15 protein-coding genes are annotated in these 13941 nt (G+C 45.6%); 5 read left to right on the top strand and 10 right to left on the bottom strand.

The window, feature by feature from the left end:
* The first annotated feature begins 4 nt into the window (after positions 1-4).
* From GVN16_RS16515 to GVN16_RS16500, 4 genes are all read left to right on the top strand, one after another.
* Positions 5-1168 carry a serine hydrolase gene (locus GVN16_RS16515; protein ID WP_166565020.1) on the top strand — a complete coding sequence of 388 codons (1164 nt, stop codon included), beginning with the start codon at positions 5-7 and terminating at the stop codon, positions 1166-1168.
* A 149-nt stretch (positions 1169-1317) separates the two neighbouring features.
* Entirely contained in the window at positions 1318-1896 is a 579-nt protein-coding gene (locus GVN16_RS16510) for a Crp/Fnr family transcriptional regulator (RefSeq protein WP_166565019.1), read from the top strand.
* Positions 1897-2001: 105 nt separating this feature from the next.
* The gene (locus tag GVN16_RS16505) at positions 2002-2829 is read left to right on the top strand and encodes a DUF2306 domain-containing protein (RefSeq protein ID WP_166565018.1); all 828 of its coding nucleotides are present in this window, start codon (positions 2002-2004) and stop codon (positions 2827-2829) included.
* Between the two features lie 27 nt (positions 2830-2856).
* Positions 2857-3402: a hypothetical protein gene (locus GVN16_RS16500; RefSeq protein ID WP_166565017.1), complete on the top strand. Its 546-nt coding sequence runs from the start codon at positions 2857-2859 to the stop codon at positions 3400-3402.
* Positions 3403-3405: 3 nt separating this feature from the next.
* On the opposite strand, the gene GVN16_RS16495 is transcribed toward GVN16_RS16500, so the two are convergent.
* The 10 genes from GVN16_RS16495 to GVN16_RS16450 all read right to left on the bottom strand — a co-directional run bounded on the left by GVN16_RS16495 (position 3406) and on the right by GVN16_RS16450 (position 12528).
* Positions 3406-4257 carry a ThuA domain-containing protein gene (locus GVN16_RS16495; protein ID WP_205748888.1) on the bottom strand — a complete coding sequence of 284 codons (852 nt, stop codon included), beginning with the start codon at positions 4255-4257 and terminating at the stop codon, positions 3406-3408.
* A gap of 236 nt (positions 4258-4493) precedes the next feature.
* Complete coding sequence (locus GVN16_RS16490; RefSeq protein ID WP_166565016.1) at positions 4494-5060, bottom strand: DUF4256 domain-containing protein; 567 nt, start codon at positions 5058-5060, stop codon at positions 4494-4496.
* A 93-nt stretch (positions 5061-5153) separates the two neighbouring features.
* Complete coding sequence (locus tag GVN16_RS16485; RefSeq protein ID WP_166565015.1) at positions 5154-5732, bottom strand: YdeI family protein; 579 nt, start codon at positions 5730-5732, stop codon at positions 5154-5156.
* A gap of 1 nt (position 5733) precedes the next feature.
* Entirely contained in the window at positions 5734-6120 is a 387-nt protein-coding gene (locus GVN16_RS16480; protein WP_166565014.1) for a DoxX family protein, read from the bottom strand.
* Positions 6121-6127: 7 nt separating this feature from the next.
* A complete protein-coding gene (locus tag GVN16_RS16475) occupies positions 6128-6595 on the bottom strand; it encodes an SRPBCC domain-containing protein (protein WP_166565013.1) in 468 nt (155 codons plus the stop codon).
* Positions 6596-6599: 4 nt separating this feature from the next.
* Complete coding sequence (locus tag GVN16_RS16470) at positions 6600-6917, bottom strand: helix-turn-helix transcriptional regulator (protein ID WP_166565012.1); 318 nt, start codon at positions 6915-6917, stop codon at positions 6600-6602.
* A gap of 139 nt (positions 6918-7056) precedes the next feature.
* On the bottom strand, positions 7057-8637 hold the full coding sequence (locus GVN16_RS16465) for an NAD(P)/FAD-dependent oxidoreductase (protein WP_166565011.1): 1581 nt from the start codon (positions 8635-8637) through the stop codon (positions 7057-7059).
* 2 nt (positions 8638-8639) lie between these two features.
* Positions 8640-10220, bottom strand: a complete 1581-nt coding sequence (locus tag GVN16_RS16460; RefSeq protein ID WP_166565010.1) for an amidohydrolase family protein — start codon at positions 10218-10220, stop codon at positions 8640-8642.
* A gap of 137 nt (positions 10221-10357) precedes the next feature.
* Positions 10358-11698, bottom strand: coding sequence for a xylose isomerase (gene xylA, locus GVN16_RS16455; RefSeq protein ID WP_166565009.1), 1341 nt, complete (start codon positions 11696-11698; stop codon positions 10358-10360).
* A gap of 131 nt (positions 11699-11829) precedes the next feature.
* Complete coding sequence (locus tag GVN16_RS16450) at positions 11830-12528, bottom strand: MIP/aquaporin family protein (protein WP_166565008.1); 699 nt, start codon at positions 12526-12528, stop codon at positions 11830-11832.
* Positions 12529-12596: 68 nt separating this feature from the next.
* Between GVN16_RS16450 and purB the strand changes: the two genes are divergently transcribed.
* Positions 12597-13940 (top strand): adenylosuccinate lyase, encoded by a 1344-nt coding sequence (gene purB, locus GVN16_RS16445; RefSeq protein ID WP_166565007.1) that lies wholly within the window; start codon positions 12597-12599, stop codon positions 13938-13940.
* Position 13941: the final 1 nt, after the last annotated feature.

The following is a 13941-nucleotide window of genomic DNA, read 5'->3' as shown; positions in this document are numbered from 1 at the left end:
AAAAATGAAAAAAGCAATTCAATTACTCCTACTGGCCCCTGCATTACTGCTGGGGTCTTGCGAAAAAGAACCGGAAGCCACACCTGCTCAAGGCAATTGTGACCTGGGAATTAAGAATCACCCGAATGCTGCCAAATACCAGAAAATCATTGACAAATTTATGCGAGCCGGGGCGGCAGGCGTGAGCATTACCATAAAATCGCCGGAAGGGGTATGGACTGCTGCCTCCGGCAAAGCCGACTTGCCCGGCAATGTGAACCTGAGCCCTTGTCATACGCTCAGGATCGGGAGCATCTCGAAGACTTTCACCTCAGCTGTGATACTGAAACTACAGGAAGAAGGAAAGTTGAACATCAATGATTTAGCCGGTAAATACCTGCCTGAAGAATACACAAGGAACATCAGGAACCTCGAGAAAGCAACGATCAGAGACCTGTTGCAGCATACATCGGGAGTCCATGAATACCTGGGAATCGGCGGTCTGCTGGACATCCTGAACCTGTCTGTAAGAAGACAGTCTGCTGAAGAAAACCTCCGGTCCATTTTCGGCAAAAAAGCACGTTTTGAAGTGGGTAAAGCGGCTCAATATACCAATTCAAACTACCTGATACTGGCCCTTGTCATTAAAAATGTGACCAAGAAGACAGCCTATGAAGCTGTCACCGACATGATCATCAAACCATTAGGGCTTAAAAACACGTATGCTTCAACTTCATATCCCGCCTCTTTATCCAGGGGTTACTTTGATGTTTACAACAACGGCCTGATGAAAGACCTGACAGAAATTGACCATAATGCAGTCGGCGGGCAGGACATGCTTGACGGCGGATTGATTTCCAATTCCTATGACCTGGCCATTTTTATGGAAGCCCTCAAAACAGGTAAAATACTTTCTGCAAAATCACTTTCGGAAATGGAATCTCCGGGTGCTATCAAGGCGGAAGTTCCTGAAGACCTGACTTATATCAAAGACTATGGCCTGGGGCTTTTTCTGCTGGATGTAGATGGCAAAAAGGCCATCGGTCATGGGGGCAATGTGCAATGTTTTAATGGTATTGCCTATTATTTTCCGGAGCAAAAAATAAGCGTTTCTGTTCTTTTGAACAGTTACTCCAAAAAATTACAAACGGCATTGTACGATAAAGAGGTCCTGGAATTATTGTTCTGAGAGGTTCTCACCTGATCAGCAGAAACCGGTCTGTCAAGGCCGGTTTCTGTGTTTTTTGAATGTTAAAATCTCCCGTTTATCAAAAAAATATTGCAAAACACCCGTATTTTATACTCATTTGTGGTTTATTCCTAAATTTCTGCCTGAAAATGAATCACTTTTACGAGAAATTTTTCGATTATGTAGCCGAAATACTGATCATGCCCGAAGCAGATAAAGAGCTTTGCCGGCAGTTGTTCAAGCCCGTTGTTGTGCCCAAAGATACGATCATCGAAACGGCTGGGACGGTTCATAAGCACCACACCTTCATCGTTTCGGGTTTTATGCGAAACTACCATATTGACAATGACGGCAATGAAATCATCAATGACCTGAATGACGGTTCCAGGTTTTTTACCTCCTATTTTCATTTTATGAACCGCACGGTTTCCAATGAAAACATTCAGTGTATCTCCGATTGCGAGTTGCTGCAGATAACCCGTGACGACGTGGACATTGCGGCCAGCCAGGGTATTACACAGAAAGACTATACCGTGCAGATTTTGAATAAAAGGATAGAGGTCAATAAGCAGCGTGCCTTTGATATGGCAAACCTGACCGCAGAAAAAAGGTATGAGAAATTCGTAAAAGAAAATCCCAACATCATTCAGAATGTACCCTTAAGTTATATAGCTTCCTTTTTGGGCATCACCCGCAGGCACCTGAGCAGATTGAGGAAAGAAATCTGACATTAACGGCCACATAGAAATATAACCACTCATCCTAATGGGACATTTGTCTAACAGTCAGGGAAATAGCTTGAGTAATTTTGGTGAAATCAAAAAGCTATTTTTATGGAAACAAATGTACTTACGTCGGACAAGTCCCTTACTTACAGCCCTAAGCTGTTAGATTTTACAGCCAGGTTCTGGTTCATTACCGCCACCATCGGCCAGTGGATTTTCGGGGGCTATATTATTGCGGTCTATTATACGTCTACTTTTACCGGAGATTTTGCCAGGTGGAATAAGGTGCTTCCCAAGGGCTATGTGGAGGGTGACTGGAAAGGAAATTTAATGGTGGGAGTCCATGTGATTCTGGCGGCTATTATTGTCATTGGCGGGCCTTTGCAGCTGATACCCCGGATCCGTGATCGATTCCGCACCTTTCACCGGTGGCTGGGCAGAACGTATCTTGTTACGGCGGTGATCGTGAGTCTGGTGGGTTTTGTGATGGTCTGGACCCGGGGCACGGTCGGAGATACCTTTATGTACATAAGCAACAGTGTGCAGGCAATTTATATCTTAGTTTTTGCGGTGCTGGCCATCAGATATGCCCAGAAACGTCAATTCGACAAGCACCGCCGCTGGACCTTACGCCTTTTTATGGTAGCCAATGGTGTCTGGTTTTTCAGGGTGGGGCTCATGGCCTGGCTGGTAGTCAACCAGGCTCCGGTGGGTTTTGATCCGGAGACATTCACCGGACCTTTTCTAACGGTTTTGTCCCTCTTCAGCTATGGCCTTCCGCTTTCTGTGATTTTGCTGGAGATGTATTTTTACGCACAAAAGATTCAGAATCAAACCTTTACTTATATGACCTCGGCCGTTATTTTGTTATTTACACTGATCATGGCCCTCGGCATTTTTGGGGCTACGATGGGCATGTGGTTGCCAAGAATGTAAATTTCAGGAATCAGTAAAATACTTTTTATGAATAACAACCCATTTTTAAAGGTCCGGATTTATATCACGCTTGTGGTTTCTGCGGGCGTCTGGGGCTTATTGGCCTGGAGTCATTTTCACGGCGGGGTACCCGTTCATCATTTCCTGGCCCGGGAAGATTTGCCCGGAATCTCAAACTGGTGGGGAGGCCTGATACTTCCATTGCTCACCTGGCTGGCAGGCTATCGTATTCAGGAAAGAGAAAACCTGAAGCATGTGAGTTTTTCGGATTTCCCTGTGAAGATTATCTATGGCTTTGCCGGAGCGGTGTTTTTCGGGATTATCCTTTCCATTCTGTTTACATTGAAATACAATGGCCTTTCTGCCTATTTATTGCAGGCGATACTGGTTATTTCCTTGTTTTGTCCTGTTTACAAGGCGGAGTGTCTGCTTGGTTTTGTGCTCACCATGACATTCACCTTCGGAGCGGTATTACCCACCGTCATCGGCAGTGTCCTGGCCATTATTGGTTTTGTGATGTATAAAGGAATCAGGCCGGCGATCCTTTATGTGGTAAAACCCCTGTTCCGGTAAAGATTAAGGAACAGGCACCTCATTCATTTTTCCGGTCCATTCAATGGCCGCCAGGATGTGGTTCATGGCATTCGGATCGGTATAGGTTTCCGGGTGGTGGCCCAGGGCGGTATAAAACATCCTGCCTTGTCCGGTTTTATGGATCCAGGATATGGGATGATCTCCTCCCATGCCGTTGGTTTCGCCTGTGTCATAAGTTTTTTCATCCACTGAAACGAGCACTTTAAAGTTGACTGATTTTCGCACACTTTTATTAAAATTATACCATTCTTCTTTTCTCTTCCATTTTGCAGGCAGGTGTTGGGTAGTCGGATGATCTGTAACTTCTGTCGTTAGTTCTCCTTCCGGTGTATGGGGAAATATACTGTGATTTTTGAAGTGGGTGCCGAGTAAGTTATCATACCATTTCCAGTCGTATTCAGTATCGGCTGCGGAGTGGATACCTACATAGCCGCCACCGTTTACGGCGTATTTTTCAAACGCTTTTTCCTGCTCTGGAGTCAGCACATCGCTGGTAGTGGAAAGGAAAACCACCGTTTTGAATCTGCTCAGATAATCATCATTAAAGAAAGCCCCGTTTTCGGTGCTGACCACATGCCAGCCTCTGGCGGTTCCGGCTTTTTTAATTTCTTCTATGCCTTTTTCGATGGATTCATGTCTGAAGCCATTGGTTTTGGAAAAGATCAACACCCCTTTCTCTCCTATTGCTCCGGGGTCGGCAGGAACAACGGTGTCGAAAACCGGATGTTGCCATGGGAGTTTACGGGTAAGGTACAAGCCATATCCATACAAAGCACCAAAGGACACAAACATACCCATAAAAAGAAAGAAAAGGAGCCGGAATAGTTTTTTCATATTGAGGTTGATTTTGAAAAGATAAAATTATGAAAACTTTTTCGTTTGCGGGGGATTGGGATCAATCTAATCCCGGACTTCTGCAGAAACGGGAGGTCATTCTTAATTTAGCGAAAAAGCAGCCTGCGATTTAGTAATATTTTATCATAAAAAAAGCCCTTTACTTATGTTTAAAAGGGCTTTTTATTGGGTGATCACATCCTTAATGAAAACCGGATGTAGTAATATTAAACGTGTCAGATCCTGAGGGAGCCGCGGAATCCCCTGGCGGCATAGTAAGAGTCAGCCCCGTTATGATAAATAAAAACAGTTCCATAACGGTAGTCGCCAAAAAGGGCACCACCATGTTTCCTGATATCCGGAGGGGTGATGATCCAGCTGGAAGTCTTGGTATCGAAATTCCCGAATTGCTGCAACTCCCTGTATTGTTCTTCCGTTAAAAGCTCAATGCCCATATCAGCTGCCGCATCCAGTACATTATTTTTCGGTTTATGTTCTTTTCTGGCATCTAGGGCTTTCCGGTCGTAGCAAAAACTTCTGCGTCCCTTAGGGCTTTCGGCCGAGCAGTCATAAAAAATATACTCGCCTGTTTTTTTATCATATCCCACCACATCCGGCTCTCCTTCAGTCAGTTCCATTTCATCAAGTGACCAGAGTTTTCCGGGGTTGGCTTCAAGCCTGGTTTGTACGTCGGCCCATTCCAGGCCTTCGTGACGTTTCATGTTTTTCTGAAAACGGGCCTTCAATACTTTGAATAATTCTTCGCGTTGTTCAGAGGACAACTCTCTTTTATTACTATTCATGAGGTGTATATTTTATGGTGTCTGTTTAACAGGTACTCACTGAAAATACCAAGATACTAAAATCAGGGCCAGAATCCCAAAAGGGAAGCCGGTTCAGTCATCCAGTCCTTTTCCTTCAAAAATCTTCGGTATGTATTTCTCTACCCGTGACTCACGGGTTTTGGCTTGTTTAGGTTGTGAAAAGTGAAAAATATACGCCCTCTGCCGCCCCGGTGTCAGTGCTTCGAAAGCTGCCTTCAGACCAGGCACTTCGTCCAGTTTTGTCTGAAACTCTTCAGGAATATTAAAGTCGGCTGTTTTTTTCAGTACGACTTTTAACCCGGCTTTTTCCACTTCAATGGCTTCGAAAATATAGGCTTTCAGTACCGCTCTGTTTTCAACAATCTCACTGACATTCGTAAACCTGATCTGGCGTGCTGCCTGTACATTTTCGGTCTGCTGTATGAGCAGGCCTTTTTCGTTGTGTAACAAAGCCCCTTTAAAAAACAGGAGGGCACAGTATTCCTTAAATAGGTGGATCAGAACGATGTTGCTTTTCTGATAGGTATAAGAAGGAACACCCCACTTCAGCTCCTCGGTCAGCCCGCATTCCAGAACGATCGTCCTTAACTGCTCCAGCTCTTCCTGCCATTTTGTGGCTTTGTTGAAATAAAAATCAACTTTCGGATTCATTTTATGACGGATTAACGGTAACAAGTTTTCTGTCCACAGGCCTGAAATACCAGGAAACCGCAGTCAGTACCAGCAGCAATGCAGGTCCGAAATACTCCTTTGCCTCATCACCGACAGCCAGATGGGTAAATACAGCCCCTGACATGGCAAAAAAGAAACCGGCATAAGCCCACTCCTTGACAAGCGGAAACCTTGGAATAAGTATGGCTATCACCCCCAGGATTTTCCAGACACCTAAAATGGTCAGAAAATAGCCCGGATAACCCAACTGCGTCATTTTATCCACTTCTTCTTTCATTCGGATCATCTGCACGATACCGGTTGACACCATGCCTAAAGACAGCCATAATGTGGCCACCCAATAGATAATTTTGTTTCTCTTTGTCATAATATTGTTATTTTAACTGGTTTACGATTTCCTGTAAGCGGTTATGGGCCATGTTGATACCCTTCGCAAATGGCATTTGCAGTATCTGGTCTCTGTACGCGGCTGATTTGTATATGATGTGCATGGTGAGTTTGCTGGTATCGTCTGTGAGTTTTTCAAATTCCAGGAACTCCAGCTGTATAGGAAATGGCGTATTTTCCATTTCGAACGTCCGGGTGATTTTCTGGTTCGGAGTAAACTCATGGATGGTGCCGTTGGACCGGAACACCACGTTTCCGTTGGGATCACTGGTTTCAAACTGGTAACTGCCGTGCTTTTTATTTTCAAGCTTCAGCACTTTTGTTCCCATCCATTGTTCGACAATGCCGGGCTCCTCATAGGCCCTGAAAAGCAACTCCACAGGCAAATCGAACTCCCTTGTAATGACTAAATCCTGTTTGCCGTCTTCGGCATCTATTCTGGTTTTTTGTCCCATGTTATTATGATTTGTATTGTTTCATGATGTCTTCCAGTTTATTAAACCTGTCATCCCACATGCGGCGGAACGGCTCAATGAAGTCGGCTACCTCTTTCATTTTTTTTGCATTGATGTAATAGTTGATTTCCCTGCCGTTTTGTTTTTGTTCAAGTAATTCACACTCGGTGAGTATCTGCAGGTGTTTTGAAACGGTCGGTCTGGCCGTGTCAAAGTTGGCAGCTATCGCACCGGCAGTCATCGATTGTGAAGCAACCAGCAGAAGGATGGCCCTTCTGGTCGGGTCAGAGATGGCTTGAAATACGTCTCGTCTTAAATTCATTCTGTAGCTATTTGACTACAAATTTAAATGTAGTTATTTGGCTACGCAAATTTTTGAAGGATTTTTTTTTAACCAGACAGGTGAGAAGGTTTTTTTACCAGGAAGGCTTTATTGTGCAATATTTTGATAATCAGGATATTCAATCATTTTCCAATACCTTTATTGCAGCATTCCTCCCCGGAATACCACTTACAGCACCGCCCCTCAGGGCAGCTGAGCCACAAATATAGATTTTGTCGAAGGCCGTTTCTACGCCCCATGTTCCTTTGGTTTCGGGAGTTTCGGCAAAGAACCAGCTCAGCCCTTTGTGAAAAATGTTTCCCCGGGGCATATTCAAAGCCGTTTCAATATCCAGGGCACTTTTGGCTTCAATGCACAGGCTTCCGTCTTTTGATCTGGCTATACAGCTTTCGAGCGGTTCTTCAAGAAACTCATTGATGCCTTCAAAGAACTTCCGGAGTACTATTTCCTTTATGTTTTCATTGTCCTTTTCAAAGAGCTCGTATGCCATGTCCAGTCCGAAGGCCGTGAAAGTATGAAAGCCCTTTTGCTGAAGTTCGCCTGATAATATAGAAGGATCTGTCAGGGTGTGACAATAAATCTCAAAAGGAAATACTTCCGGAATCCTCTTCTGAAAAGCCGCCTCTTCAAACGACTTCTGAAGTTGTCCGTAATCTTGATTCACGTGAAACGTTCCGGCAAAAGCATCTTCTGGACTCAGGCTTTTGTCTTTGAGTGCCGGCAATTTTGTGAGCAGCACATTGATCTTGAAGGCAGTCCCTTCATTGACCCGGTCATAAGGTTTTGCGGCAATGGGCTCATCCATAAAATCATGAATGGAGATGCCGTGGTTGAGGAGAACGTATGTGGCAGCTACCGTTTTTGATTCCTGATTTTCGGTATAGTGGACATGGTATTTGCCGGTGATTTTATGAACAGTTGCATGGGTTTTGATCTCAACACCAAGGCCGAGGGCTTTGTCTTTTAATTGCGTGGCAAGGCTTCCCATGCCGCCTTCCGGTACCCGCCACTCGCCGGTTTTGTTGCCGATCACATGGTAAATGAACGTCCGGTTTTGTAACAGACTCTCATCATGGGCGGAGGTAAAAGAACCGATTTTAGCATCCGTCAATAAAACACCCCTCATTACATCGCTCTTGACGTGTTTTTCGATCAATTCACCAACAGGTCGTTCTATGAATTCCTCCCAAAGCTCAGCTTGTCCGGCTTCTGCAAAAACAGCCTTCCATTCTTCTCCGGACTTCAGCGGCTCCAGGAATGAATCCCACACCAGGGCTGCAAAATCTGCCTGCTTTTTTAGCAGAAGCTGATAGCCGTCCCATTCCGCTTCCCCATAACCGAGCTCCAGGACAGAGGCTTTGGAAATGGCTTCGCTTTCATTACTTAGCCACAAACTTTTCACCGTGTCGTTTTCGTGATAAGGGGTGTAAGAGGCTGTTTTTCTTCTTTTCAGGTTCAGATTTAAACCGAGTTCATCTATGATTTTTTTCGGGAACAGGCTCACCAGGTAAGAATATCTCGACAAATGAGCGTCATAATCTTTGAAGACCTGCTGTGAAGTGGTGGCCCCGCCTATATAATCGTTACGTTCGAGCATCAGCACTTTTTTGCCGGCTCCGGCCAGATAGCAGGCGGCCACCAGGCCGTTATGTCCTGCCCCGGCAATGACAACGTCGTATGTTTTTATTGGTTCTGACATGATTATTTTTTGCCCATTCCTGGTTGTGTCATTTGAAAGTTTTCTTCCTCTTTGGCCTTTTTTACCATGATCTTTACATCTTCCAGTAGCTTTTTGGCTTCATAAACGATACCGTCTTTAACGGTGTATTTCACGCCGCCGATTCTGACCACCTCATTGTTTTCGGTAACGCTGATGGCTCCTGTGCCATACAGGGTTTTGAAATTTGACAAGGGGTTTTCTTCCGTGATCACAAAATCTGCCAGCTTACCGATTTCAACAGAACCGATTTCTTTGTCTAATCCCAGGGCCTCAGCTCCTTTGATGGTGGCAGAGCGGATGACTTCCAGCGGATGAAACCCTGCTTCACGCAGCAGTTCCAGTTCCCGGATGTAGGCAAATCCATAAAGCTGGTAAATAAACCCGGAGTCGGAACCTGTGGTTACCCTGCCTCCTTTGTTTTTATATTCGTTTACAAAACGCATCCATATCCTGTAATTTTCTTTCCATTGGATTTCCTGTTCTGTCCCCCAGTTGAGCCAGTACGATCCGTGTGAAATCCGGCTCGGGCCATAGAATCTCCAGAGTGATGGCAGGGTGTATTCATCGTGCCATTCAGCCCTGCGGGTCATCATCAGATCGCGGTTGGCTTCATAGATATTGAAAGTCGGGTCAAGGGTAAAATCAAGCTTCAGGAGTTCGTCCATGACCTGGTACCATTTGGCAGAGCCCGGCTCAGCAGCTTGTTTCCAGAGTTTTCCGGCTTCTTCAAACCGGTGCTGTTCGTTGTTGTAATTATAATCGGCCGGAAAATTTTGCAGGGTTCTGTCATCAAACAGTGCTTCGGGCAGTCCGTACCAGTGTTCCATAGAAGTCAGCCCGGCTTTGGCCGTGGCCAGCACATTCATCCTGGCTACTTCCAGCTGGGCATGGTGACAGGCAGATCGTAGACCCAGTTTTTTATTTTCTTCAAGAGCAGCTCTGAAAACCTCCGGTTCTGCTCCGAAAAACTTGATGCCGTCTGCTCCTTTTTTAGCATTGTTTCTCACCCATTCACGGGCTTGTTCGGGGGTGGTAATGGCCTGATCCGAGCCCATACCAAAAGCCGTATAGGCCATGATCCTCGGAGCTGTGATTTCATTCAGACTGCTTTTTTTCTTATGTTCCAGCGTCCAGTCGAGGCCGTTCATAGATGACGGCTCGCGGATGGTGGTGATCCCATGAGCCATCCATAGCTTATACACATATTCTGCCGGAGTGCCTTGTGCCCGCCCGCCTGTGTGGCCGTGCATATCAATAAACCCCGGCATCAGGTACATGCCTGTGCAGTCCAGTTCTTTATCTCCGGCCTCGGCTTTGGGTCTTCTTTTTGGGTCAACCGGCACACCCGGGTTGCCTACCTGCCTGATTTCTTTGATGCGGTTTTTCTCCACCACGATGTCAATAGGGCCGATGGGCGGAGCCCCGGTGCTGTTGACCAGTGTCACGCCACGGATAATGAGTTTGTTATAGGGGCCGTCGCCCTCTGCCCGTTTGGGAGCTTTGGGAACCTGGCCAAAAGAAGAGACGCTGATGAATAATAAGAGCGTAAAGATTTTGTTCATGAAGCAGGTATTGAATTGATTGATCAAAAATAAGGGAATTATTGAATTCTGGAAACAGGAGGAGGATAATCTGCCTTAAAAAGCAAAAGCCTCCGCCGGATTACACCGGGGAGGCTTTTACAGGAGAATTCTTTTTATCAGATGTACTGATTCAGAATCTGCTCATATCTTTCCTGTTTACCACTGATCTGGGCAGGTTCGCCGGTTGCATGGGCGATTTTAACCAGGTCTTCAAGGCTTAGTTCGCCTTTGGTGTATTTCAGTCCGTCTCCGCTGTCAAAAGAAGCGTAGCGGTCGGAACGCATCTTTTTGTACGGTGATTTCTCAAGAATGTCATAAGCCACAAGCAGGGCTCTGGCAAATACGTCCATACCGCCGATGTGAGCAATAAATATATCTTCAAGATCTGTCGAGTTACGACGGGTCTTTGCGTCAAAGTTAACACCACCGGTTTTGAATCCGCCGGCCTCAATGATCACAAGCAATGCTTCGGTCAGTTCATACAGGTCAACAGGGAACTGGTCGGTATCCCATCCGTTCTGGTAATCTCCGCGGTTGGCATCGATAGACCCCAACATACCTGCATCAGCAGCCATCTGAAGCTCGTGAGCAAAAGTATGACCGGCCAGCGTGGCGTGGTTTACCTCTACGTTCATAGAGAAATCTTTCTCCAGACCGTGCTGGTTAAGGAACCCGATCACCGTCTGAACGTCAAAGTCATACTGGTGTTTAGACGGCTCGGCCGGCTTAGGCTCAATGTAGAAGCTGCCTTTGAAACCGTTTTTACGGCCATAATCCTTAGCGATATTAAGGAATTTACCCAGGTTGTCCAGTTCTCTTTTGGTATTGGTGTTCAGAAGGCTCATATACCCTTCGCGACCACCCCAGAAAGTATAACCTTCACCTCCCAGCTCGATGGTAGCGTCAATACAGTTTTTAACCTGTAAACCCGCATGTGCCACCACCTGGAAATTAGGGTTGGTAGAAGCACCGTTCATATATCTTGGGTTAGAGAACAAATTGGCTGTTCCCCAAAGTAATTTTACACCTGAAGCATTTTGTTTGGCTTTGGCATAATCTACCATTTTCCTCAGGTTGCTTTCATATTCAGACAGGGAGTTTCCTTCAGGAGACATGTCCACATCATGGAAACACCAGTAATCGGCATCAATTTTTGTAAAAAACTCAAATGCAGCATCCATTTTATCGTGAGCAGCCTGCAAAGGGTTTTTGTTGGCATCCCAGGGGAAAGCCTTCGTTCCCGGACCAAAAGGATCGCCACCTGTTCCGCAGAAGGTATGCCAGTAAGCAATGGCAAAACGAAGATGGTCTCTCATGCTTTTTCCACCTACCAGTCTGTTGGCATCGTAAAATTTAAAAGCAAGAGGATTGTCTGACTCGCGTCCTTCAAAAGCTACAGGGCCTTTTATGAACGGGAAATACTCTTTTTCACCTAGGGTGACGGTTAATTTGCTCATAGGAGTTTAGTTTTTTTTATTTTTAGAATATGCTGTTTGTCAGTTAAACTTGAACATTTCGAATTATAAGTGTCAAATGTACACCTATAAAAAGTATTCTGCAAATATTTTTAAAATTAATTAAGAAAGGATCAGAAGAAAAGCGTTCCGATCACTCCGCCTATGATGGGACCCGCCACCGGAATCCAAGAATAAGCCCAGTCATTTCCTCCTTTTCCGGCGATGGGTAAAATGGCATGAGCCAGCCTTGGTCCCAGGTCTCTGGCCGGATTGATGGCATAACCGGTAGTTCCTCCCAGGGAAAGCCCGATGACCCACACCAGCACACCTACCAGGTAGGGAGCAAGCCCCGAGCCTGTTTCTCCGTAAATAGAAGATACCCCGACAAATAAAACGATGGTTCCGATGATTTCACCGAAGAGGTTGGAAGGAATATGTCTGATGGCCGGAGCAGTACAGAATACACCCAGTTTCAGCCCTTTGTCTTCTGTTACCTGCCAGTGCGGGAAATAGAAAAGCCAGACGATGGTTGCTCCGAGAAATGCCCCGGTCATCTGGGCAGAAATAAACGGAAAGACATTGGACCAGTCTCCCGATTGAAAAGCAAAGGCAATGGTCAGGGCGGGGTTGAGATGTGCGGCCTCGCTTCCGAATTTTTGGGCCACAAACACCCCCATGGCAACGGCAAAAGCCCAGGCGGTGGTGATGGCGATAAGTCCTCCGTTGTGTCCTTTAGTTCCTTTTAATAAGACGTTGGCAACGACACCGTCGCCAAGAAGAATAAGTACGAGCGTCCCCATAAGTTCGCCCATAAATGTCGAAGTTTGCATAATTGTATTTACGTAATAAGGTTGATTGTAAAAGCAATTTACTAATTTTGCGATTTAATAAACAAATTATGTCTCTTAATTCTCTAAATGCCGTCTCTCCGATAGATGGCCGCTATCGTCGCCAGGTTGAAAACCTTGCCCCGTACTTTTCTGAGTTTGGTTTGATACATTACCGTGTGCGGATCGAAATAGAATATTTCATAGCTTTATGTGAAATGCCGCTTCCGCAGCTTTCGGACTTCGATAGCTCGCTGTTTCCGGAATTAAGAAAAATATACACCGAGTTTTCTGAAGATAACGCCCTGGAAATCAAGGAAATTGAGAAAACGACCAACCACGATGTCAAAGCGGTGGAGTATTTCATCAAGAAGAGATTTGAGGATCTGGGCATCGGAGGATTTTCAGAATTCATCCACTTTGGACTGACGTCTCAGGACATTAATAATACATCCATTCCCTTGTCTTTGAAAGAAGCCATGGAGGCGGAGGTTTTGCCGGTTCTTTTGGGAGTGGTGGCAAGACTCGGAGAGCTGGCCACAGACTGGGCAGCCATACCGATGCTGGCCAAAACACACGGACAGCCTGCTTCCCCGACAAGACTCGGGAAAGAAATAGAGGTCTTCACAGAAAGACTTTCTGCTCAGCTTGACCTGCTGAAAACGATTCCTTTTTCTGCCAAATTCGGTGGAGCTACGGGTAATTTTAACGCTCACTATGTGGCCTATCCGCAATACAACTGGCAGGATTTCGGCAATAAATTTGTCAATGAAACACTGGGTCTGAACAGAAGTCAGAAAACAACACAGATAGAACATTACGATAATTTAGGAGCTTATTCTGACAACGTAAAAAGGATCAATACCATCCTGATAGACCTCGCAAGAGATGTCTGGCAGTATGTTTCCATGAATTATTTCAAACAGAAAATCAAGGAAGGAGAAATCGGTTCTTCTGCCATGCCTCACAAAGTCAATCCCATCGATTTTGAAAATGCGGAAGGAAACCTTGGTGTTGCCAACGCTCTTTTCGAACACTTTGCGGCCAAATTACCTATTTCAAGGCTTCAACGGGACCTGACCGACTCTACTGTACTTCGTAATCTCGGAGTCCCTTTTGCTCATACAGTGATTGCCCTTAAGTCTTTATTGAAAGGCTTAAACAAGCTGGAGTTGAACCAGGATGCCATCCTGGCTGATCTTGATGAGAACTGGGCCGTGGTGGCTGAGGCGATCCAGACCATACTGAGACGCGAGGCTTATCCGAAACCTTACGAGGCCCTGAAAGCCCTGACCCGTAAAAACGAAAAGATCACTGAAAAAACCATCAGGGACTTTATCGAAACCCTGGACGTTTCAGAAGCGATCAAAGCCGAACTGAGGGTAATCTCGCCGTTTAATTACGTAGGTATCTGAT

Origin of the sequence: Emticicia sp. CRIBPO, assembly GCF_009905725.1 — a bacterium.
Lineage (GTDB): Bacteria > Bacteroidota > Bacteroidia > Cytophagales > Spirosomataceae > Leadbetterella.
Note: the sequence above shows the minus strand (reverse complement) of the source record. Positions and strands in the feature narration are given on the sequence as shown.

What these genes read in the sequence shown, in the direction of transcription:
- GVN16_RS16515 (WP_166565020.1), top strand. Translation starts at nt 5, where the DNA reads ATGAAAAAAGCAATTCAATTACTCCTACTGGCCCCTGCATTACTGCTG.
- GVN16_RS16510 (WP_166565019.1), top strand. Translation starts at nt 1,318, where the DNA reads ATGAATCACTTTTACGAGAAATTTTTCGATTATGTAGCCGAAATACTG.
- GVN16_RS16505 (WP_166565018.1), top strand. Translation starts at nt 2,002, where the DNA reads ATGGAAACAAATGTACTTACGTCGGACAAGTCCCTTACTTACAGCCCT.
- GVN16_RS16500 (WP_166565017.1), top strand. Translation starts at nt 2,857, where the DNA reads ATGAATAACAACCCATTTTTAAAGGTCCGGATTTATATCACGCTTGTG.
- GVN16_RS16495 (WP_205748888.1), bottom strand. Translation starts at nt 4,257, where the DNA reads ATGAAAAAACTATTCCGGCTCCTTTTCTTTCTTTTTATGGGTATGTTT.
- GVN16_RS16490 (WP_166565016.1), bottom strand. Translation starts at nt 5,060, where the DNA reads ATGAATAGTAATAAAAGAGAGTTGTCCTCTGAACAACGCGAAGAATTA.
- GVN16_RS16485 (WP_166565015.1), bottom strand. Translation starts at nt 5,732, where the DNA reads ATGAATCCGAAAGTTGATTTTTATTTCAACAAAGCCACAAAATGGCAG.
- GVN16_RS16480 (WP_166565014.1), bottom strand. Translation starts at nt 6,120, where the DNA reads ATGACAAAGAGAAACAAAATTATCTATTGGGTGGCCACATTATGGCTG.
- GVN16_RS16475 (WP_166565013.1), bottom strand. Translation starts at nt 6,595, where the DNA reads ATGGGACAAAAAACCAGAATAGATGCCGAAGACGGCAAACAGGATTTA.
- GVN16_RS16470 (WP_166565012.1), bottom strand. Translation starts at nt 6,917, where the DNA reads ATGAATTTAAGACGAGACGTATTTCAAGCCATCTCTGACCCGACCAGA.
- GVN16_RS16465 (WP_166565011.1), bottom strand. Translation starts at nt 8,637, where the DNA reads ATGTCAGAACCAATAAAAACATACGACGTTGTCATTGCCGGGGCAGGA.
- GVN16_RS16460 (WP_166565010.1), bottom strand. Translation starts at nt 10,220, where the DNA reads ATGAACAAAATCTTTACGCTCTTATTATTCATCAGCGTCTCTTCTTTT.
- xylA (WP_166565009.1), bottom strand. Translation starts at nt 11,698, where the DNA reads ATGAGCAAATTAACCGTCACCCTAGGTGAAAAAGAGTATTTCCCGTTC.
- GVN16_RS16450 (WP_166565008.1), bottom strand. Translation starts at nt 12,528, where the DNA reads ATGCAAACTTCGACATTTATGGGCGAACTTATGGGGACGCTCGTACTT.
- purB (WP_166565007.1), top strand. Translation starts at nt 12,597, where the DNA reads ATGTCTCTTAATTCTCTAAATGCCGTCTCTCCGATAGATGGCCGCTAT.